At 42.6% G+C, this 21,896-nt stretch carries 16 protein-coding genes, 1 pseudogene and 1 riboswitch; of the genes and pseudogenes, 6 read left to right on the top strand and 11 right to left on the bottom strand.

All coding sequences use genetic code 11. The features are described 5' to 3' along the window. Positions 1-51: 51 nt before the first annotated feature. The 3 genes from C2M32_RS09720 to nhaD form a co-directional block, all read right to left on the bottom strand. The gene (locus C2M32_RS09720; protein ID WP_105168247.1) at positions 52-1,374 is read right to left on the bottom strand and encodes a sodium-dependent transporter; all 1,323 of its coding nucleotides are present in this window, start codon (positions 1,372-1,374) and stop codon (positions 52-54) included. Between the two features lie 210 nt (positions 1,375-1,584). Continuing rightward, positions 1,585-2,931, bottom strand: coding sequence for a lysine-sensitive aspartokinase 3 (gene lysC / locus C2M32_RS09715; protein ID WP_105168246.1), 1,347 nt, complete (start codon positions 2,929-2,931; stop codon positions 1,585-1,587). Between the two features lie 87 nt (positions 2,932-3,018). Continuing rightward, positions 3,019-3,193: riboswitch (Lysine riboswitch) on the bottom strand. A 119-nt stretch (positions 3,194-3,312) separates the two neighbouring features. Then, positions 3,313-4,560 carry a sodium:proton antiporter NhaD gene (gene nhaD / locus C2M32_RS09710; protein WP_105168245.1) on the bottom strand — a complete coding sequence of 416 codons (1,248 nt, stop codon included), beginning with the start codon at positions 4,558-4,560 and terminating at the stop codon, positions 3,313-3,315. A 150-nt stretch (positions 4,561-4,710) separates the two neighbouring features. On the opposite strand from nhaD, the gene C2M32_RS09705 reads away from it, so the two are divergent. The 5 genes from C2M32_RS09705 (at position 4,711) to C2M32_RS09685 (ending at position 10,807) form a co-directional block, all read left to right on the top strand. Further along, positions 4,711-5,985 (top strand): hypothetical protein, encoded by a 1,275-nt coding sequence (locus C2M32_RS09705; protein WP_105168244.1) that lies wholly within the window; start codon positions 4,711-4,713, stop codon positions 5,983-5,985. Continuing rightward, the gene (locus tag C2M32_RS09700) at positions 5,972-6,523 is read left to right on the top strand and encodes a condensin complex protein MksE (RefSeq protein ID WP_105168243.1); all 552 of its coding nucleotides are present in this window, start codon (positions 5,972-5,974) and stop codon (positions 6,521-6,523) included. Before C2M32_RS09705 ends, C2M32_RS09700 begins: the two co-directional genes overlap by 14 nt. Then, complete coding sequence (locus tag C2M32_RS09695) at positions 6,520-9,312, top strand: ATPase (RefSeq protein WP_105168242.1); 2,793 nt, start codon at positions 6,520-6,522, stop codon at positions 9,310-9,312. Before C2M32_RS09700 ends, C2M32_RS09695 begins: the two co-directional genes overlap by 4 nt. A 67-nt stretch (positions 9,313-9,379) precedes the next feature. After that, on the top strand, positions 9,380-9,928 hold the full coding sequence (locus C2M32_RS09690) for a DUF4136 domain-containing protein (protein ID WP_199886166.1): 549 nt from the start codon (positions 9,380-9,382) through the stop codon (positions 9,926-9,928). 174 nt (positions 9,929-10,102) lie between these two features. Then, complete coding sequence (locus C2M32_RS09685; protein WP_105168240.1) at positions 10,103-10,807, top strand: substrate-binding periplasmic protein; 705 nt, start codon at positions 10,103-10,105, stop codon at positions 10,805-10,807. Positions 10,808-10,987: 180 nt separating this feature from the next. On the opposite strand, the gene C2M32_RS09680 is transcribed toward C2M32_RS09685, so the two are convergent. Further along, positions 10,988-11,866 carry a hypothetical protein gene (locus tag C2M32_RS09680; RefSeq protein WP_158678192.1) on the bottom strand — a complete coding sequence of 293 codons (879 nt, stop codon included), beginning with the start codon at positions 11,864-11,866 and terminating at the stop codon, positions 10,988-10,990. A 176-nt stretch (positions 11,867-12,042) separates the two neighbouring features. Next, positions 12,043-13,736 (bottom strand): annotated as a pseudogene (gene ggt, locus C2M32_RS09675) (gamma-glutamyltransferase). 460 nt (positions 13,737-14,196) lie between these two features. Here ggt and C2M32_RS09670 point away from each other — a divergent pair. After that, a complete protein-coding gene (locus C2M32_RS09670) occupies positions 14,197-14,862 on the top strand; it encodes a hypothetical protein (RefSeq protein WP_105168238.1) in 666 nt (221 codons plus the stop codon). 35 nt (positions 14,863-14,897) lie between these two features. Here C2M32_RS09670 and C2M32_RS09665 read toward each other — a convergent pair whose 3' ends face one another. From C2M32_RS09665 to C2M32_RS09640, 6 genes are all read right to left on the bottom strand, one after another. After that, a complete protein-coding gene (locus C2M32_RS09665) occupies positions 14,898-15,410 on the bottom strand; it encodes an adenylate kinase (protein ID WP_105168237.1) in 513 nt (170 codons plus the stop codon). Positions 15,411-15,670: 260 nt separating this feature from the next. Beyond that, a complete protein-coding gene (locus tag C2M32_RS09660) occupies positions 15,671-15,922 on the bottom strand; it encodes a zinc/iron-chelating domain-containing protein (RefSeq protein ID WP_105168236.1) in 252 nt (83 codons plus the stop codon). Between the two features lie 67 nt (positions 15,923-15,989). Continuing rightward, the gene (locus tag C2M32_RS09655) at positions 15,990-16,667 is read right to left on the bottom strand and encodes a hypothetical protein (protein ID WP_105168235.1); all 678 of its coding nucleotides are present in this window, start codon (positions 16,665-16,667) and stop codon (positions 15,990-15,992) included. Between the two features lie 185 nt (positions 16,668-16,852). After that, on the bottom strand, positions 16,853-18,694 hold the full coding sequence (locus tag C2M32_RS21110; RefSeq protein WP_105168234.1) for a glycoside hydrolase family 16 protein: 1,842 nt from the start codon (positions 18,692-18,694) through the stop codon (positions 16,853-16,855). 292 nt (positions 18,695-18,986) lie between these two features. Further along, positions 18,987-20,171: a prohibitin family protein gene (locus C2M32_RS09645; RefSeq protein ID WP_105168233.1), complete on the bottom strand. Its 1,185-nt coding sequence runs from the start codon at positions 20,169-20,171 to the stop codon at positions 18,987-18,989. Continuing rightward, positions 20,168-21,832: a cyclic peptide export ABC transporter gene (locus C2M32_RS09640; protein ID WP_105168232.1), complete on the bottom strand. Its 1,665-nt coding sequence runs from the start codon at positions 21,830-21,832 to the stop codon at positions 20,168-20,170. The genes C2M32_RS09645 and C2M32_RS09640 overlap by 4 nt, the downstream gene beginning before the upstream one ends. Positions 21,833-21,896: the final 64 nt, after the last annotated feature.

Raw genomic sequence — 21,896 nt, 5'->3', positions numbered from 1 at the left:
TTAGTTTTAAGTAGTAAAAAAGCGCCATATTGGCGCTTTTTCAATGCACTTTTATTTCATCGCAACATTGAGAAATACCGCGGTCATCAGCACAGGACATACAAAACGTACATACTGAGCAAACCAATAGTGTGCGCCTTTGCACTCAAGTCTAAGTTGGTTACCACGTTTCCACATCCAGCCTACCGTAATAAAGTAAAATAGGCCCATCAAAGGTAATTGATATTGGGTGAACAGACTGATCACCAAAGCAAACATCCACTCGAAATTTAGGATAATGGCGCTGGCAACTAGCATGATAACCAACGTAACCCACCAAGTTGCGGTCTTACGCTCTAGGCCATGATTTTCAACTAAAAATGATACTGGGATTTCGGTTGAAGAAATAGTTGAGGTGAGTGATGCAATAGACATCAATACAAAAAACGTTAACCCGACCCAAAGGCCAATCGCGCCCATACTTGCAAACAGCTCTGGCAATACCGCAAAGATGAGACGACCTTCACCAATGAGCTTTCCATCTTGGAAAACTTGCACGCCGTTATGCTGCGCCACAAATACCGCAGGAATAATTAACAGCCCAGCGAGAAACGCAACACCAGTATCCAATGCCGCAACACTTAATGTTAACTTAGGTAGATTTTCGTTCGGTTTAAGGTAAGAGCCGTAGATCATCATACACCCCACCCCAAGAGATAAAGAGAAAAACGCTTGTCCCATCGCAGCAATGATCAGATCTGGGTCTGTAATTTTGGCAAAATCTGGCTTTAAATAGGCGCTAAAGCCTTCGGCAGCCCCGTCTAAGGTTGCGATATACCCTATCAAAGCAACCAATAACATAAGCAACATTGGCATTAAGCGCCGCGACCAAGCTTCGATGCCGGACTTTACCCCTTTGAGAATGATACTGGCGGTGAGCAGCAACATAAGTGGCGTGAAAACAAAATTACGCGCCATAGAATCACCTTGCAAAAATGCACTGACTTGCTCAAAACCTAATGCGCGACTGATGGGCTCCAGTGAGTATGCCAACATCCAGCCTGCCACAATTGAATAGAAGCTAAGCATGATAATTGCACCACTTAGGCCAAGGTAGCCAGCAGTAGCCCCAACTTTAGGTGCTTTTTCATGCCACGCCTGGCGAAGCGCATTAACGGGGTTGGATTGTGCCTGATGACCAAGATAGAGCTCAGTGTACAGTGCTGGCAACGCTAACAAGAATATAACAATAAAATAAACAAGTAAGAACGCCCCACCACCGTGATTCGCAGCTTGTGTGGGAAATCCCCAAATATTACCAAGTCCTACCGCAGCACCCGCCGCAGCGAGTACAAAGCCAATTCGGCTTTGAAAACCATCTCGTAATTGAGCCATAGAATGTCAAATTTAGTTATTATTTTAGGTGGCCGATTATACTCAAGTTGTTAAAAAATGCGAATAAAATAGGTCCATATCAGTGCGTTAGTTATGCCTTGCTGTAATCGCTAATAGACTGAATACAAAGCCATTAGTACCCGCATCAAGCAACCGCCGTAAAAATACTAGATATGGCAACCTCGCGATTGCCATATTTAAAATTTACCGCTAGGCCGATTCTAGTAATCGCGCATGGATTGATTGCACAACATGATCTGAATGTGACTGTTCAACCAAGAAGCACAAATTATGCTTGCTCGCACCATGGCATATCAAACGAATATTAAAGTCACTCAATACCTGCATTAAGTTCATTTCATGTTGTTTTAACTGGATTTCAGACCCAATGAGCGCAACAAGCGTCAGGTTATTTTCTACCGTCACGTGACAAAATTCACTGAGCTCTTGCAAACATGCCTGATCCAACTCTGGTCGAGAAGCATTTTGAGCGTTATCTAAAGTGATAGCAACACTGATCTCTGAGGTTGTAACCAAATCAACAGAAATATTGTAAGCGCTTAAAATCGTAAATATACGTGCTAAAAAGCCACTCGCTAGCAGCATTTCAGGGCTCTTCAAGGTCAGTAGTATTTGGTTTTTACGTTGTGTAACCGCACGAATGCCCGGCGTGTTTGATTTCTCTTTTTCAATCCATGTCCCTCCGGCCTGGGGGTCTCTACTAGAGCCAACAAACACCGCAATACCACTTCTACTTGCCGGTAAAATCGTAGCAGGATGCAACACCTTAGCACCAAATGTTGCCATTTCAGCAGCCTCATCAAAGCTCAGTCGTGCGATTGGTGTTGCTTTGTTGCACAGTCTAGGGTCTGTGCTGAATATACCGACCACATCGGTCCAAATGTGAACACTTCGTGCATTGATAGCCTCAGCAAGCAGCGCCGCACTGTAATCGGACCCCCCTCGTCCTAGCGTGGTCGTTTGGCCATATTGATCGCTGCCAATAAACCCTTGAGTCACGATTACTTTCTCATCTAACATCGGTATCAGGTGTTTGTGCGCTGCAACCGCCGTGGCCGCAATATCTGGCGTCGCTTTACCAAAGCGATTATCAGTTTTGAGCACTTTACGCACATCAAAGCGTTCAGCATCAATGTCCATGTTTCTCAAAACCTGCGTGAATAGATATGAAGACAAGCGCTCGCCAAAACTGAGCATCTCGTCACATTGCTGAGAACTTAAAGCTGGCAGCATAGCCAACGCCTTAAACTCGGTGATTGTTTGCTCAAACCCTTGTGCTAAGTCGGCATCAAGCGACAGCTCAGCCAGAATAGCATCTTGGATATCCAGTACAGCCTGGACCAACTCTAAGCGCTGTTGCTCATCTGCTTTTTGCTGAGTGAGTGTGACAAGATGATTGGTAACGCCAGCGCTGGCGCTGACAGCCACAACTCGAACTTGGCTATCATCTTTAATGATTTTTGCACAGCGTTGCATGGCTGAATAATCGGCTACACTGGTTCCGCCAAACTTTGCGACTGTGTACTGCGAGTTCATTATATCTCCTTGTGACCGCAACTTTTATGGGTCAATGTAAAAAGGAGAACTTGGCAATTGTAGGTACAATATGTATGTGAAATGACCTTTGCCAGAAGCTCTCCACCATTAAAACGGTGACAGTTCCGAGGATTCAGCCTCGTAAACCGAAAAGTCGCAGCGACGTACTACTACTTTCCTCGGCGAGTACTTCCCTCTTTAACGGTCACTGGTTTTCGTCACCTACCGTTAAATACCTAAGCATCGCGCCTCTTCTGTTTATTTTGCGTTATCCAACCTGAATAACAGCAAAATAAAAGCCCACTCAAAGAGCGGGCTTGTAAAAAGTATCTTTTAGCCGTCTAGGTGTCAAGTTTTAATTTTCGAGACACCTAAAAAACATCAAATAAACTGACCTGACAAGTATGCGCCTGCATAACCGATGCTGTAAGCCACCAATAAGTACACTGACATTCTTAGATAACTCATAAATGTCAATGCCTTAACTTTACTCATCGCGATAATGCCTGCCGCAGAACCAATCACTAACATTGAACCACCGACTCCCGTTGCGTAGGTGAACATCAACCATTGTTGCGCAGTCATGGTAATATCGGCCTTTAACAACGCTGCGGTAAGAGGCACGTTATCAACCGCTGCTGATAGCAATCCCATCAAATAGTTTGCGTACTCTGGACTCATGTAAACATATAAGTCAGTGAACATAGCAAGCACACCCACTTCTTTTAACGCCCCGACTAATAGCAACACACCCACGAAAAATAGTAGCGTGTCATATTCAATTTCTCGGATGTAATCGATGATTTTTTTATTAACGTCTTTTTTACGCATCAAGAACTGCGCGACCAAAAACATTAACGATAGACCGAATAAAAATGTCAGTAAGGGTGGCACTTGGTACTGCACGCTCAGAAACAGCGTCGCAAAGATGGTCGACATGAAGATCACCGCAATTGTAATATCGGTTTTTTCAATGCGTCTTAATTCACTTTTATGAAACTCAAGAGTTTTATTCATTCCCACTGATAACATAGCAGCAAGGGCAATGACACTAACTAGTGCAGGGGCAATCAATAGTAATAGATCAGGAATGGTTACTTTATCAGCCAAGAAAATCATCAGTGTGGTTACATCACCCGTAATGAGTGATACACCACCACTGTTTACGCTGAAGATGATTAATGTGGCATATTTTATCAGCTTCTTTGGGTCTAGCTTTAATGACATCACCACCGCCAGTGAAATCAACGTTGCGGTAATGTTGTCTGAAATCGACGAAAACACAAAAGCTGAGATCCCCACCAGAAACATCAGCTTTCTTTCGCTTATCTGTGCGGGCATAACACGATGTACGATGTTTTGGATAAATCCTTTGGAGTTTAAATAGGCAACAAATGTCATTGCAGCCATCAAGAAAAGCCATAGAGTAGCGATTTCAAGAATGTTATGATCTAGCTGATGTTGTACAGTTTCTGGGCTTTGACCATGAATTGGGGAGATAAAAGCGATAATCCAACATAAAGTACCAAAAAAAAGGGTAGTTTTGGCCTTGTTTACATGGATGATATCCTCTATAACGATAAGCAAGAACGCAATCGCTATCAGGGTAAGGATAATGGGCGTAACCATATTGCGTAAACAACCTGTAAGTAAAAGTAAATAAGTTTGAAGGTAACGTGTAAATCGGCGCGAAGAATAGCATTTGCTGCGAGTATGCGCTACGACTAGTCGTAATTAATTTACCCTGCATGTCACAAAATAGATACAAACTGGAAAGTTATGATCCCAGCAAAAAAAGTATTGAACACACTCAATGAACATTGGGGTGTTTTAGAGCTGCTTTTTAAACGGTTTAAAATGACCGATTTCAGCTTAAAAGATGTTCAAAACGTCATAAAGCACAAAAACCCACAGTGGACCAGTGAGCGCATTTTCAGAGAAACTAATCGCTTGTTAAATCAAGAGATAATCATACCTTTAGCGAAATCCTCACAACTGGAGATCAACCGTGCAGTCGCTGATTTTGCCAGCTTTTTGTTACAAGAAGAAGACCTTGGTTTAGCTGAAGAAATTACTGTGCTGGTCAAAGATCTGGAGCGCCTTGGTACGCGTTTACAGCAAGCGGGAGAAGAAGCTGATTTTAGTGAATTACGTCGTTTTAGCCGCATTATGGACGAGCGAGTCCGTAAGATAGTGAAATTATTTCAACACAATGAAAGCGCTATTTTTAATATTGTTGAGCAAGCGAAATCTGACAATAGCACGGTGTCATTACAAAAACGCTATCGTGCGGTGATTGAAGCCTTCGATGAATACATTGAACCTATGTTGGAAATGGTCGATATTCGTGGTCAGTTTCATGCCTGTTTTGCAGTGATCGAGCTACAAATTAGTAAGCAAATAGACAGCATTGAGTTGTTTGGTCGAGGCGCCCACGACAAACGCATGCTTGAGCAGTTGCGTACACGTATTTTAGATATGCATTTAATCGGACGCGAAAGTTTACGTAAAAGTGCGGATATGCTGATGCCGTTGCGTGAAGAGCTACGTCGTAACACATTGATAACGCGACAAGCAGCCAAAGTGCTCGGCATGATCCGTAAAAATGGTGTTGATCGTATGCTTACAGCCGTTCAACCAGAGTTTGTTTCTGACGTACAACGCTTTTCGCTTGGACAAAAGCGCCACATGGTTGCTTATATGGCTAGCTTGGCCCAGTTCGAACATGACGATTATCAACTGCCTGATCAAACCGATGTGCCCGCGTATCACAGCCCAAATATTCCAGATTATCAAGATGTACGCACAGCATTTGCACGCACCTTTGCCAATAATGGCAACAAACGTCAGGCTTTACTGGGCTTTTTAACAACTCAATACCCTAGCCTCGACGCTGACGAGATGCTGTTTTTATATCAAAAGCTCGTCAGCGACTCAGATTTTGAATTACAACAAGACAACGAACGCAGCAAGGTAACAATCAACGAACATACCTTTGCACTTTATCCGTTCAACGCAAGCACAGTACAAGAAAAAAACCATGACACAGATTAACTTATCAGAGCTGACCGAATTGCACGCTATCAATAAAAAATTGGTGAGCGGTTATCATATCAGCGAACAAGACACCACACTCTGGCAGCAACTGGACCAAAACATAGACGCCTATCAAGCTCTTTTTTGCGCCTTAGGCCACGACTTACAACATGACGGCCGTGGTTTTTACTATCTTGCCAGCGATGAAAGCACTCCTAATATGGGCAAGATCTCACGCGCCATTGCACTGACAGTCTTTATTCTTATTGAGCACTATGCGAATCAGGGCAAAGACCCACTACGCGCTTTGTTCGATGAGGTTGCCGATCTTGAGTTAATGCAAACATTAGTACAATTAAATAAACACCTATTTGATCAACTTGAAATCTTTTCTGGCTCAGACTTACGCAAAGACGTGTATTTGAGAATGGTGCGACTTGGTCTAGCAAAAGAAGTAGAACAAGGTTTTATGCATTTAGCCCCTATTTATCGCTACATAGATGCGCTAATGGAAGTAAATGAAGATAGTATTGACGGACTCGAGGAAGAAGTATGAGTAAGTTATATGGGCTAAGTAAATTAGCATTATTAAATACAGCCGGTTATGCCAAATGTGTTATCCCTTTAGATAAAAGTGCCTCGATTTGTGCACCAAACAATACTGGTAAAAGTTCGGTTATCAATGCATTACAGTTTCCTCTAATTAATGACTTGCGATTGACCGAATGGGATGGACACGATTTAGAAGAAACCAGAAAATTCTATTTCTCGACCGACCAATCATATATTTTGCTAGAAGCCAACCTTCCCCATGGAGATGTGGTAATAGGTGTTGCAGGGCTTGGTAAAATAGCCGGATTTGCCCATCAGTTTTTTTGCTTCCCTGGTAAACTGTCGCTTGATGACTTTACCGAAGGTAAAAGCATTATTAAATACACTAAGCTATTTAAACATCTCGAAGCCCAAGGTAAAAAACCAATAGAACTCAAGGCACAAGAGCTAAACGCGCTATTGACTGGCGGCGCTACCCCGTTTGATGGTGACGTCAACCTAAAAATGATCCCACTGAACAATGTTCAAGATGCAGCTATCTATAAAGAAATCTTCCGTAGGATCCTAAACCTGCATAAACTTGGGGCAAGCGATGTTAAGCGCTTCATGTTAAGAGTTTTTGAACGCCACATGTCTAACTCTCGTGTTGACTTTTATGAGGTTTGGCGACGCGCGTTTGATAAAGTAAATCGTTCACGTCGAGAGCTTGCCGCACTAGAGTCAATGCAAGAACCGATAGCTGCCCTTGAAACCATGCTTGAAAGCGAGGCCACCATTAAGGGCAAACTTGCAGCCTATGCCCCGAAAATTGATGTTGCCTTAGTTGAATACGATCACTATCAACAAGAGCATATGGCTGAGCTAAACGCACAATTAGAAGATATCGAGCAAGAAAAGCATGATTTCGAGCAAAAACAACAGCTATATTTGCAGCAATCGCGTGATATTGAACGTCGCCAAACCCAAATTGAACAATGGTTTATTGATTATCATGCTCTCAAATCAGAATTTGAGCTGACCAATCATGCAACGCTGAAAACCAACTTACAGCTATTGAAAAAAGAATATGAGCAACTGTCATTTTCGATCAATAGCGCCCAGGGACAAAGCCTACATACGCTCGATTACCGTATCAATGAAACCCAAAAGCAAATTAAGAGCCTAAAGCTGCAACTTAAAAACCTTGAATTCAATCTATTTACTCGTATGCGTGAAGATTTGTCTTTAAAAGAAGTTGAAGAGATTTCACGTATTTTAAACCCTGATTTGTTGTCTTTTGCAACCACTAACCAAGGCGATATCACCATCACAGATGATGATGCTTTTGGTGAGTTCTTAGAAAAGCTTTCTGCTAATGTAAAAGGAGGAGAGCTTACAGTTCCGGGTGCCATTATCAAGCTCAAAAAACTCAGCCCAGTGCAGATGCAAAGCGGTGAAAATAAAGAGCAGCTTAACGCCCAGCTTGATGCGCTCCAGCAGTCTCTCGTTGAGTTCAAGCAACAACGAGAAGTGGCTGCTAACGTGGCTCAAAAACAGCAAGAACGTGATGCCTTATACGATGAGTTAATGGGTCTGGAAAGTGCCCTCAAACGTTTCGAACAATATCAAACCATGCTGCAATCTGTCGAGGCTCAGGAGTTATTGCGCGAGCAACTCAATGCAGAGCGAGAGCAAGTTGATGAGTATTTACAAGATGTGCAGCGCAACGCAGGATCAATCTCTGATAGACGCTCAATCATTAAGAGTAAACAAGATTTATTATCTCGTCAGAGCGACCGTTTACGACAAGTTAAGTCGGAACGTATTGACCATACCTTGGATATTTTCAGTGGTAAGCAAGCCCCCTATCCTATTGATGTGAAGCTCGATTTTGATAACTTGGCTGAGGTTGTTCATCAGTTTAACAAAGACTGTAATGAGCTGAGAAATCTGGCAGTCAATGTACGCAACACCTATTTGCACATTTATAACGCGGGCATCACCAAGTTTGATAATGAAACGGATGAGACCAGTAAATATGCCAAGCTGATCAGTGCCTATCATAATATTGACAATGAACGTGATGCGGTAAACAGACAAGCACGAGTCGCTTTAACCGAGGTTGCGGCAACCATCAAAGGGCTACGTGAAGACCTAGATAGATTGCGACGCGAAATGAACAGTTTCAACCGTGGGATCAGCCAACATCGCATCTCAAATTTACAGTCATTTAAGATTAATGTAATCCCGCGTAAGATGCTCGTGGACAGTATCGATACCATCATTAGTACGTCAGACAACTATGAACAAGGTGATAACTTTGATCTGTTATCTTCACAACCAAGTGATGAGAAAGCAGTCAATGAAGCTAAAGATCATTTGATCAAGCTCGCCAGTGATAAAGCAGGTTTAACACTGACAGACCTGTTTGACATACGATTTGAGGTGGTTAATCGCGCGGGAGAAACCGAACATTTCGATAAAATTGATTCGGCGGGTTCGAATGGTACACGTATTACAATCAAGTTGTTATGTGGTATGTTGTTCATACGTTATTTGCTGTCTGATCAAGAGCAAGCGCTTTATCGTATACCGATTTACATTGATGAGGCGGCCGATATTGATCCACAAAACCAAAAAGCCATTATAGAAACGGCGTTAAGCTTTGGGTTTGTGCCAATTTTTGCTTCGGTAAAGCCGCAGATCAGTTGCGATTACATCGTCCCTATTCGCAGCGTTAAAAATGGCAGCCAAAACTGGGTTGATGAAAAAGACTGGATTGAAGTTGAACATAGTACCACTCAAGCAGTCTGATCTTACAAGGCAAAGTTGTTACGGTCAGCTAGCTAACAGTGAGCTGACCCAAGGAGATATCATTATGATTAAAAAATTACTTATGACATCGGCATTGTTATTACTCAGTGCCTGTACAAGTGTGCCAGATTGGGACTATGACAAATCAGTCGAATTTAGCAATTATAAGACCTTTGCTTGGGCACCCGATGCACAGTTGAAAGGTTCTATTAATGACTATCAAATCAATGAATTGATGGAAAAACGTGTGCGTACCGCTATTGCCCAAAACCTGTCAGCGCAAGGTATTACCTTGGTTGAAGGCGACAAAGCCGATATGTTGGTCAATTATCATGCCTCAGTTGAAAGTAAAATAGAGGCCGATACGCTTAATACCACCTATGGTGTACGATGGAATTACTGGGGCTGGGGTGTGCAAACACACACCACAACTAGAGAGTATGATGTTGGCACTCTGGTTATAGATGTCATTGATAACGCCTCAAAACAGTTAGTGTGGCGCGGTGCTAAAGAGGGTCGGTTACGAACAAAACAAACGCCCGAACAACGAGAAGCATCAATCAATAAAACCGTTGCTGAAATACTAGAGAACTTTCCGCCAAAAACACAATACTAATTATCAGCGTCAGTCAGGCCGTTTGAGTCTGGCTGACAATTCTGACGTCAACACTTGTTCCTCTGTCTCAATCTACTCATAATTTTCACATAACACCACCACAATGAGGGGATAAATTCGCTAACTTAAAAACTCCACGCTACACTTGTTGGTGTTAAACGTTGTGAGTTCATTATGTGCAGATATATCAGTACCCTACTGCTCAGTCTTAGTATTTTTTCAGCTGCTAGTACAAACGCATCACTGAGTGTATTTACCGAGCATTTTCCTCCTTATACCGTTGTTACTGATGGCCAGGCCCAATCGGGTATTGCTTATGAGTTGGTTAAAAGTGCCTTGGATATTGCTAATATTGATAGCTCAATTGATGTAATTCCTTGGGCAAGGGCCTATGAGTTGACGTTAACACAGCCTAACGTAGTGCTTTTTTCTATGGCCAAAACAAGCCAACGTGCGCCCTTGTTCAATTGGTTGTACAAATTCACTACTTTGGAATATAGCTTTTATTCAAACAGAGATAGCGACGTTAAAATTGCTTCGATTAAAGAAGCGCTTCGTTATACCACTGTTGCCATCAGAGGCAGCTACGAAGAAACGATTTTAAAATCCATGGGGTTTGTCACCGGTATTAATTTGGTGCTGGTCACAGACATGGGCAGTGCATGGAAAATGCTAGACAAACGGCGTGTACAAACCATCTATGCCTCTCATATCCCAAATCATCAACAAACGGCAAATAACATTAGTTACTTTCGCCATAGCAAAGTTGTAAGACACCAAGAGCTATATGTGGTTGCAAGTCTAAGTACACCAATCAGTACCGTCAATAGACTAAAAGAAGCGCTACAACTGGCACACACGCAGATGACCCATAACTAGCTATTGGGTATTGCGACTAAGCAGATGTAATAACTGTGCTGTACTTTGCGCGGGAGTTTGATTCGATTCTGCTCTGTGCTCACTTGGATTTGAACAAATCACTTCGATTTCTGTATGTGAGCTTTTTGCCTTTAAGGCGATGTCGCGCAGAACATGTTCCTGCGCGACGAGTATAAATACTTATAGTTTAGGTTTTACAAATAAGAACTGGCCATAGTTTGAAGTAACGGTGGGATATGCCAGAGATTCCATTTTTTCAAACTCTTTACCAACAGAATATGAAATCGCCGGCGTATATATGTATAGGCTCTTCACTTTAGAGTCTATTATTGCCTTTGTCAGAATCTCGTTAGGCATCATCAAGTAGTCAAAATGAACCGTAATGTAGTCTTTGTCTTTGTTTAGCCAAGGGTACTGTTCACCGCTCACTCTGGTTGAATTTTTTGTCGAAACTAAAATCGAGACAAGACATCCGCCATATTGCTCCATCTCTTTTTTGTAATACGCATCATAATCCTCTTTGAGTTTTTGATAACGCTCTTCTGCCGTCTTTTTAATCCAGATCCCAGGACCCTTTAAGGTTTTACCCTTAATGGCGATATCTAGGCGGTTTTCACAGTATTCATTATCTTTGACTAAAAACGTACGTCCTTGAAAACTGAAGTATTCATTAAAGCTCGTTGGCTCGATTGCTGATATTTTGTCACTTGGCAAATCATACATCGCGATATATAACTGACGTAATTCTTCATCAAACATACCAGCCACATCTTTTTGAGTAGCAGGCTGACCTTTGTCAACTTCCGCCAAACCAATCATAGAAATTCTACTGGCGCGGTCTTCTGGCTCCAACAAGTACCCAGCTAACCCTGTCAATGCGGAACTTGAAGCAGAGGAACCAGTTGAGTAAGAGAAAAGCGCCCACCTTCCGCCGTGACCTAACACTTGTTGCATCGAATCCTTGGGGACTTCTTTGTCAGCAAGGTTGTGGATATTTATGCCACGCATGATGCGTCTTGCATAACTGTCATCATCATAATTTGTTGTTGTTAATTCCATTGGCTCATTGCCAGATGACGCGCATCCAAGCATTAGTGTTGAAACCAACATTATTGATAGCTTTTTCACTGTTTGATATTCCCTATTATTTGAGGCGCCCTAGTATAATAACAAATGTAAAATACTCAATAACTGGCTGTAAAAATACATACAAAGTAGTATATAAATGGCTATATTCAGTAACCCACAGCCGCACTGTCAGCTCGCCTTGGATCAGACGCACCAAACAAGCCTTTATCGGTTACCATAATAGTCTGCGTTGAACCCATTGAGCTTTTCTCAACCAGATGGTGGCCTTTTGCCTCCAGTAATCTACGTGTATCAACATTTAGACTTTTTTCAACACGTATTTCATCAGGTAACCATTGGTGGTGAATACGTGACGCAGCAGTCGCTTCGGCAATATTTAACCCGTGATCAATGACATTGCTAATGATCTGCAAGGTTGTCGTTATTATCCGTGATCCTCCGGGACTACCTGTCACTAGAAATGGCTTTTGGTCTTTCATGACAATGGTGGGTGTCATTGAGCTAAGAGGACGCTTCCCCCCTTCAACCGCATTCGCTTCACCGCCTATCAGACCAAACCCGTTGGGCACTCCTGGCATGGCGGAAAAGTCATCCATTTCATTGTTCAATAAAATCCCTGTTCCATCAGCAACGATACCAGAACCATAGCTAAAATTGAGGGTATACGTATTACTGACAGCATTTCCCCACTTGTCAACGACCGAATAATGTGTGGTTTGGTCGCTCTCATAGGGAAGCAAATTACCAGGCTTAATGTCAATGCTGGGCGTAGCCTTCTGGGCATTTATCTGCTTGCTCAGCTGCTTTGCGTAGTTTTTATCTATCAGGGCGTCTAGCGGTACGTCAAAAAAGTCTGGATCTCCAAGATATTCACTTCTATCGGCATAGGCGCGTTTCATTACTTCAGCCAATAAATGAATGGTGGCTGCGCTGTTATGACCCAGCTCACCCACAGGATACAACTCAAGATATTTAGCATCTCAATGATATGTACCCCACCTGATGATGGTGGTGGCATAGAAATGACTTCATAACCTCGATATGTACCTGTTACGGGTTTTCGTTCTAGCACTCGATAATTTTTGAGATCTTCCAAGGTCATGATGCCACCCGCAGCTTTCACAGCGGCGACGATTTTATTTGCGGTTTCTCCTTGGTAAAAACCCGCGCTGCCATGTTTGGCGATTAGCTCCAACGAGTGCGCAAGATCACTTTGAATCCATGTCTCATTTGGTTGATAGATGCTGCCATCCTGCTTGTAAAATATCGCCTTTGATGCAGGCACTTCCAACAAGCGTTTCTTGATAAAAGGATGTGCGAGAGAATTAGCAAGACTAGAAGTGACTTTTATGCCCTTTTTCGCCTGTTGTATGGCTGGTTGCATTACCTGACGAAGCGTCATTGTGCCATACTTTTTGAGCGCTAATTCCATGCCCATAACGGTACCTGGTACACCAACCGCTAGGCCATGAGCGAGACTAAGTTTGGGGTCAACGTTGCCTTCTTTGTCTACGAAAATGTCTTTATGCGCTGAGCTTGGTGCCATCTCCCGGTAATCAATAGCGATAGTTTTGTTCTCTTTGGCTAAATGAACCAACATAAATCCGCCACCACCAATATTGCCAGCTCTAGGTAACGTTACGGCCAAGCTAAACCCTACCGCAACCGCAGCATCTACAGCATTACCGCCTTGCTTTAAGATTTCCACGCCAACTTGGCTTGCCAATGCTTCTTGACTCGACACCATACCCTGTTCAGCCCATACCGGCTGTGCTGTTGCCATTGAGCTGTATATCGGTGACTCATCAGCAAATGCTGAGTTGCTAAGCATCTCTCCCATACACAGCAATACGGTGCAACACCAAAGTAACGCTCTGATCTGAGCCATAACGACTTCCTTTATGTTCTTTACATTGCCTAGCAGTGTGGCATGAAAAAAAAGCCTAAACAATGTGTATGCGTTATACAACCACTAAGCCCAAAAAGGCAATACTGACCTATTAGTACGAACTGTAAAGCGCTCAAAACCGACATTGATTCTCTATTGGCAGCTCACTAAACTTGCCAAGTTCTCCAACCTCTTCTTACCAACAAGCCATTGAACCCCTTAAGATACTATGTGTCTTCTAATTTCAGACAGCAACAACGCAAGTTTTACAATGGCTGGTAGCGAAGTATTTTGCATTTCTCGGTACGAACGGTACTTCTAACTGACTGCCTTTTAGCCACTAACAAATGAACTATTCTTAATGTATAGGAAAATGAGTAATCAAGGTTCGTGGATATCAAGGAGATTATCAATGGCAGGCATGAATAGAGAGTTCGACCGACAAATTAATCATAAAACCATGCGCGTTATCATTGGCGCAATTGCCATTCTACTGGCACCTATAACCCTAATCTTTGCTGATGTAAGCTATGCTATCAATTCAGTAAGTGCTACATACTGGACCAACTCTGGCGATCTCTTTGTAGGCAGCCTTATCATCGTAGGCTTTTTCTTGGCTAGCTATAATGGAGCGAGTGGTCACAGAGACACCGAGTTTTATATAAGTAAAGCTGCGGCAATATTTGCATTGGGGGTTGCATTATTTCCCACCAAAGGAGTACATATTGAGCATGTAGAGCCTAGTTGGACAATTAAGTTGACCGAAAACATCGGCATTGCCCCAATCCATATTCATTTTATGAGCGCGGTTCTATTGTTTACATGTCTTATTGTACTGATGTTCTTCTTTTCCAAACGCGCAGCGAGGAAAGGCAAGCAAACTCGTTCGCTATTCTACAAATTCAATGCCGTACTCATGGTTGTGGGTATGATTGGCGCAGGCGTTTTTGGTGAGTTTGTATTGCACAGCGACGAAACGATACTCATTGTAGAGTGGATTGGTTTGACTTTGTTTGGGTTAGGTTGGCTGGTAGCGGGCAGTTACAAAAACGACAATAACCCATTGAGCCAAACGTAAACCATTTATCTGCAAGCAACTGTTTTTGCTTATTGCTATGTATGCAATGCAACAAATGAGTTCAGTTCACCGAGCGTTTTGACCACGTACACGTTTTTATCTTTGCCAAGAGCTTGAACTCTAGCAACAAATTCATCGTTCCAAAATTTTGGGCAAAGTTGCAGCGTTTTGTAACTATTGACGGTGCCTGTTACTACCGAGCTATTTTTAGGCCATCCCTCGGGATGAACAAATGGTGATTTTATTAGGCGCTTTGTGACCAGCCAGTAACTAAGCCAGTATGGCAAGTCGACATAAATTAGGGTATCGGCTCGTTCTAAACGCTCGTTGAATGCACGCAAAGGACCAAGCCCATCTATGATCCAGCTGTCTTTCATCAAAATCGTTTGGTGGAGCTTGTCAAAGGTAGTACGTTCCACTGGCTGACCTTCTTGATCATATAGCATCGAGTCTAAGGGATATAATTCAAGGCCAAGCGCTGAAGATAGTGACTTACTAAGTACCGACTTACCACTGCCTGGTTTTCCAAACACCGCTATTTTATTCATACACCCTCCATGGTGATAGCTGACTCTGGAGCAGCAAAAGCCAATCCATATTATGTATTTGTCCGATTCTGTAGATGTACTATTATGCAGTTACATTTTATATGATAGTTAACGATTTATAATGACAGTTAATGATACAAAAACCCACAGAAGCTCAAATATTAATAATTGCTTTTTCTTGGTTTTTAAATTTACTTTTACGTAAACGTTATTCATTTATAAACATCGCAACAGCTTACGTTAAGGTATGAATTTAGCGGCTAGTTGGTTAACGTTTCTAATTCAGTGAGTATAGAAAGTGCCTCTTGTGAGTTGTTGCCACATACCCATTCAGTTGCTTTGAAATCATGGCACACAGCAGGTCTCTCTGGCTTACCAAATAACTTACAAAGGTTGTCATCTGTCAGGTTTTTGCAGCGCTCGCCCGCAGCTTTTCCGTTTGGATGGTTAGGAAAGCTTGAGCTAATACTGGGAGCAATACAGCAAGCACCACAATGTAAACGACATTCCATAAATACAGCACAACCTCGATGATAAAACGCCACATTATAGCAGTTTTAATGGTATTTTCTAACAACATTACTGCTGTATGACAAAATCTCCCTCTGCACGCGTCTTAATAATGGCTTGGTCCAGCTTCTCTACTAAATCTTGGTGTTTTTTGTTAAGCAAGTGATAGCCGATTTTCTGCTGAATTAAAAACCGATTATGATATTTAAACTTGGTGCTTTTGGTGTAATCATCGAAAACGGCAATGGCATAATCAACTTTATTTTGGTCAAATATTTTCAGCAGCGTTTCAAAACTTGTCAATTCTATGATGTTAATTTCGCTGCCTGCCAACAGTTGAGCATAAAATTCATCTGCGGCAATAATACCTAAAGAACGGTTGGCGTTTTTTAGTACAGACAAATCACAAAGTAACGTTTTTTGACACAATAGCACCACATCGATTTGACTGATTGGGGTTGGCACCACAACGATGTTTTGATAATGATTTATGAATTCTAGTGACTTAGCCGTATCCGCATCAATCATGCCTTCGTTTAGTAGCTTCAACGCCCTTTTATCATTGATTAGTTCAAACTTTGGCTCAATTCCAAGCTTTTGATAAGCGCTATTAAGTAATGGCACATAGTATTTTATAATACCTTTGTGTTCTACATAACTGATCACAAAGGGCTGAGGTGTTGGGACTTCCTCTAAACACGTGGCGTTACTGGCAAAAAGTAGCATTAACAACAAACCGTATTTCATATCTAAATCAAAACGCCCCGACTTTTAGCGAATAAATTAATCTCTGTTTGTGTAAGCATAGACTGAACACTGTTGACTAGTAAATAGGCACACAGACATAGTATCGTTTACAGTGGTGTTTAACATCATGACAGACAAGAAAAAGGCAGCGCCATTTTGCTGCCTTGGTGATGCTTACAAGGGACTTACATCCAAGTTGCAGGGGAAATCATAAACCTTTGCTCTGTGGTATCCACAGCGCCGTTCGGCTTTAAATAGGTGAACCAATAACTAATTTCATCACCAATATTTAAATCATGAATAACTAACTCATTTCGCCCAGAGTTTAAGGGCATACGAACGTTTTGTTGCACACCACCGTTGATTTGATAGTGAACATCCGCCCATTGGCTGGTATTAACATAGAACTGAACACTTTGCGTGCTAAGTTGTGTGATACCAAATTCAGCAGCCACAATAGCACAGCCATTTTCATCAACTTGCGTATTGGCTGGCGTGTTTGGACATAGGTCTATCCCATCGGCTACCCCATCATTATCGCTGTCTGGTAAGGTGTTTGTTCCAGCTGTCCAGATAATGTCGTCAATAGCCATAGAAAACGGCGCTCTTGGAAGTTGTCCATCTACCGAAGCAATACTAAAGTGACTTTTTAATGATTGTAGGGCGATAAGCGGACCTGCAAGTTCGCGTATTGGTACAACCGCTTGTGCCCAATCGCCATTCCTAACCAACCCATATGTTGTTTCATCGGCGGCAAATGTCAGCCAGTTTTCATTGGTATAGGTGTCACTTATACCCACTTTAAATGCGATATTTTTAGGGATTTTGATCCTAAACCGTAGTTCCCCGTCAGCAAATGCACTCATATTTGTTGGCTGACGCGCTTGAATACCACCACCAAACCATTGGTTTGGTCTGTAGTCCCAAGCAATGACTTGCTCCCCTTCGAACGGCGCAATATTGCCCTGTGAAATTGAGTTTTGATTCCAAACATAAATATCCGAATCTACACCCACGGTTAGTTTGCTGTTTGTTTCTGTCAAGTCAGTAAATACGCCAAATGCTCCCTGCTCTGGTTCACTGCTATTGCCCACCTTAACTTCACCTAAGCCGTTGAACTCGTATACTCGCACATAGTCGACCACCATTTTACCTGGTAATGGCGCTGAGACTTGGTGGTTCATTTTGGCATCGGTAAAGTTACCACCAACAGCCAAATTCATGAGCAAATAAAACGGTGCGTTAAACTCATCTGACTCTTCACTTATAGTAAATGGTTGATCAAACATCGAGTATTCAACCCCTTGATCTTCGACCGTAAAACGGATTGTGGTATCAGTCCAATATAAACGGTAAGTGACAAAGCGGTCAGTAAGCGGCATGGTAGATAGATGCGCATTATCTGTTTGCCATGCCACACTGGCTGCACAGGTGGGATTACCGCTATTACAAGCTCCGTCACTATAGAAAATTAAATTAGAACCGGTGTAACTGTCTATATCTGAATTTGGGAACCCGGCATCAGTTCTAGCTTGCTCAGACTGGCCCATTTCCATGATGTCTATCTCGCCCTTTGCAGGCCAAGAAGCCGTGCTAGTGCCCAACATCCAAATGGCTGGCCACAAGCCTGTATCAACGCTTGATACTTTCATGCGTGTTTCTATCATGCCATATTGGATAGATAGTTTATTTTTGCTGTGGACCTTTCCTGATGAAAATCCCTTGCCGCCAATACTTTCTTTGCGCGCTTCAATTAATAGCCCACGGTTACCCGGCTCGCCTGCAATATCGGTAATTGACACATTGTCTGTGTGATACCACTGCAGCTCTTGATTACCCCAGCCACAAATACCCTGATCACATCCATCACCGATATCAACGTTCCAGATCTCGTTATTAAACGAATCAAAATTGTCTTGCCACAGCAATTTTCCTACTGATGCAGACGCTGGAGTGATTGTACACAGCGTAATGGCAACGGTTGAGATAGCTGCAAGGTGAATGTTTCGTAACACAAACTTGTTCATTCTATAGTTCCTTAACATGTTGTAATTTAGCGCTGAGACAAACCACACCATACTGCCAGCGCATATTGTTGATATATCAACAAGCCCAAAACCTACCGTATACGGGAATATGTAACAAAATAGGTTAGGTAACTTACAAAAAAGTAACATGTAAGCGCTTACATAAGCAAGTGGGAGAATAAAATTTAATTGCGATTATTTTCTAATAGGCTGATTTAAATTTGGAAATAACCATATAGAGAGAGCAACACAATGCCACCGAGACTCAATACTCGGTGGCGATTGCTAAGAATCAGCGGGGCTCACTGACCTCTTCAAGGGGAATATGCACACTGGCGGTAGGACTGCGATACAAACTCTCTTTCGAGTTCGTCTTACTATGTCCATCAGATTCGCTTATATTTTTAGGATCAGCCTTATGGCTATCACTTTGCTTAATAGCATGTGAACCATCATGTGTGCTATTAGGAGCGACTGCTGGCGCCAGACTGTTTTCAGTGTTTAGAATAAGCGGTAAACCATCTTTTCCACCACCGATCACCACCACTTTACTATTATTAGACTTCGCAAGCTCAATGGTCGCTTCAATACCACGCCATCTTAGGTAAGTTTCGTTGATACCACCTGCCACTGTTTTCTGAAACGCCGCGATACCTTGGGCTTCCATTTCTTTACGTTGCGCTTCTTTTTGAGCTACTTCTAAGCGCATATCATACTCCTGCTGGAGATAATGCTGATTGACTTTGGCAATAATCGCGTTGTGCACCTTATCTGGTACGTTCACTCTGCGGATCAGTACGTCATCTAAGTTAACCAAGGCATGACCTTTCATTTCGCTGGCCGCCTCTTTGAGTATGGTTTGCTCCTGAAGCTTTAATTCTTCTAGCACCTTGCCAAGCAACTGTCCTTGTACATCCATTCTTTGCTGGCCATACACCTCTTCGGCGGTGTAGTTTGACACAATCACACGCACTGCTGAGCTCACTTCTGGGATCACCATCTCATTCACATAATCAGGCCCGACGAGCTGGTGAAGAAATGGCACATGATCTACCACGGGGCGATAACGCACCGTCACATCTAAGGTGATCTTCAAACCTTGGTTGGTAATTGCATGTATTTGTCTATCTGCGGTTTGGAAGCGGCTGGAATAAATAGTCAATTTATCCCATGGCATCACCAGTACTGTACCTTCGCTAAAAGGCTTATTCAGGTATGTACCACCGCCAAGTCGCTTCCACAATACGCCGACTTCACCGGAATCTACTTTGATAAACACCACGGGCACCAAGGCAATAATCAAGAACAGCATGATTAAAAGGGTCACACCCGCTCTAAAACGCCAAGATAAAATGCGCTTGCGTAACTTGGGATAGTAACGCTTAAGCACTCGCATAATTAGATTGGAAATAACAATGACTAGACATACTCCGCCTAGTACTAATAGGCCTATATCCGGTGGAATAATTATGTTCATGAGGGCGCCCCCTCATTTTCAACAGTGTGATGTTCCATTAATTGTCCTTCTACCATTTTTAAATGTACATCTGCCAAATGGAAGTATGCGTCATCATGGGTTATGGCTATTACAGTATTGCCTCGTGCTTTAAGCTTAGGTAATACCTGTTCGTAGAACTTACGTCTAAAGATTGGGTCCTGATCGGCCGCCCACTCATCAAAAATATACACGGGTCGATTTTCCAAGATGGTACTTAGCAATGCCAGGCGCTTGCGTTGGCCGGTTGATAAATCGGTGGTGCTAAATTGAGCATTTTTCACACTTACCTTATTGTTCATCTCTAAAAAGACCAACCAATCATCAATTTCTTGTTGAGAGCTCACGCGAATGCCATATAGCTGTTTGAATAGGTGGAAGTCTGAAAATACTGCTGTAAACAGGCTGCGATAGGTATCTAACTCATCGCTAGACACGCCTCGACCATTGAGCAATATTTGCCCTCCTTGTAGTTCGTACAAACCAGTCAGCATTCGAATAAAGGTCGTTTTGCCACTGCCATTGCCGCCCGTGATAAACGTGATTTGCCCGGGTTTAATGGATAGATCAACCGGACCAACAAAAAAGGGCCTATCCCCCGCCGGACGATTGTGCTGATAGTACGCACCTTCTAAACGTATTTCTTCAAACGCACGCACTTCGGTTGAGCCACCACCTGACTCTTTATGTTTACTGCGTTGTGTGGCTTGTTTTAGCTCATTCTCGAGCGCCAATACGTTATTAGCCGCTTCTGTAGCGGTAGTATAAATGGGAATGCCGCCAACAATACTGGTGATCGGTCCTATTAAAAACAAAGACGCGGTCGTGACCTTAATCACCACCTCGGTATACACATTAGACATCATAGGCACGATAAACACCATGGCGCCCGTTGCAGCAAAGAACGTAATTTGCGACAACACAAAATCTGTAGCAAACAATGTTTGCGTGGTTGTTTTAGCTTTTTTAGCTCGAGTTGAATCAGCTATAAATTCATGCTCCAGATCATTGGCGCGAGGCACACTGAGCTTCACTTCTTTAAAGCCATCTAACAAATCAGATAACCGTTGAATTAGCATGTTCTCGCTTTCAAAAGAAAGCTGCATATTTTTTTGGATTTCATTCGCACGCAGACGATGAATACTTGCGCCGAGCATGATCAGCACGGAAATAACCAAAAATGCCACAAACGAGTGATAAGCAATATACAAAGAAGTAAAAAATACTAGGGTGATGGATTGTCCGATGATCACAAACAATTGAGCGGACTGCGAAATAGTCTGTAATTCTTTGCTGAGTGTATTAAAAATGCGCTCTTTACCAATTTTCTCTAGCGTTGACAGTTCGGTGTAGCGAACGCACTCAAATAACTCAACGCGTAAGCCAGCAATCGCCCGCTCTACCGTTCTCGCCGCTTTGGTCATCAATCGCTGCTGGGTAAGCCCATAAATGGTGATCGTCAAACTGAATAAAACCAGATAGTAAAGTATATGGTTTTCGCGATTTATATCAGAAATGTTTTCAGCTACGTTATTGATCAAAGCGAGTACCAAGGCGTTCGCAAGGCCAGAAATACAACCTAAAGCGACAAAGGTCCTTCTCTTTATTTTTATATTTCGACTAATTAAATCGTATAATACCATCTCATTATCTTTTCTTGTTTTTGTACTCAGCAAATTGTTAAGTGCTTGAGACTAAGTCTAAATT

Source organism: Pseudoalteromonas sp. T1lg23B, assembly GCF_002964665.1.
Taxonomy (GTDB): domain Bacteria; phylum Pseudomonadota; class Gammaproteobacteria; order Enterobacterales; family Alteromonadaceae; genus Pseudoalteromonas.
Note: the sequence above shows the minus strand (reverse complement) of the source record. Positions and strands in the feature narration are given on the sequence as shown.

What these genes read in the sequence shown, in the direction of transcription:
- C2M32_RS09720 (WP_105168247.1), bottom strand. Translation starts at nt 1,374, where the DNA reads ATGGCTCAATTACGAGATGGTTTTCAAAGCCGAATTGGCTTTGTACTC.
- lysC (WP_105168246.1), bottom strand. Translation starts at nt 2,931, where the DNA reads ATGAACTCGCAGTACACAGTCGCAAAGTTTGGCGGAACCAGTGTAGCC.
- nhaD (WP_105168245.1), bottom strand. Translation starts at nt 4,560, where the DNA reads ATGGTTACGCCCATTATCCTTACCCTGATAGCGATTGCGTTCTTGCTT.
- C2M32_RS09705 (WP_105168244.1), top strand. Translation starts at nt 4,711, where the DNA reads ATGATCCCAGCAAAAAAAGTATTGAACACACTCAATGAACATTGGGGT.
- C2M32_RS09700 (WP_105168243.1), top strand. Translation starts at nt 5,972, where the DNA reads ATGACACAGATTAACTTATCAGAGCTGACCGAATTGCACGCTATCAAT.
- C2M32_RS09695 (WP_105168242.1), top strand. Translation starts at nt 6,520, where the DNA reads ATGAGTAAGTTATATGGGCTAAGTAAATTAGCATTATTAAATACAGCC.
- C2M32_RS09685 (WP_105168240.1), top strand. Translation starts at nt 10,103, where the DNA reads ATGTGCAGATATATCAGTACCCTACTGCTCAGTCTTAGTATTTTTTCA.
- C2M32_RS09680 (WP_158678192.1), bottom strand. Translation starts at nt 11,866, where the DNA reads ATGGAATTAACAACAACAAATTATGATGATGACAGTTATGCAAGACGC.
- C2M32_RS09670 (WP_105168238.1), top strand. Translation starts at nt 14,197, where the DNA reads ATGGCAGGCATGAATAGAGAGTTCGACCGACAAATTAATCATAAAACC.
- C2M32_RS09665 (WP_105168237.1), bottom strand. Translation starts at nt 15,410, where the DNA reads ATGAATAAAATAGCGGTGTTTGGAAAACCAGGCAGTGGTAAGTCGGTA.
- C2M32_RS09660 (WP_105168236.1), bottom strand. Translation starts at nt 15,922, where the DNA reads ATGGAATGTCGTTTACATTGTGGTGCTTGCTGTATTGCTCCCAGTATT.
- C2M32_RS09655 (WP_105168235.1), bottom strand. Translation starts at nt 16,667, where the DNA reads ATGAAATACGGTTTGTTGTTAATGCTACTTTTTGCCAGTAACGCCACG.
- C2M32_RS21110 (WP_105168234.1), bottom strand. Translation starts at nt 18,694, where the DNA reads ATGAACAAGTTTGTGTTACGAAACATTCACCTTGCAGCTATCTCAACC.
- C2M32_RS09645 (WP_105168233.1), bottom strand. Translation starts at nt 20,171, where the DNA reads ATGAACATAATTATTCCACCGGATATAGGCCTATTAGTACTAGGCGGA.
- C2M32_RS09640 (WP_105168232.1), bottom strand. Translation starts at nt 21,832, where the DNA reads ATGGTATTATACGATTTAATTAGTCGAAATATAAAAATAAAGAGAAGG.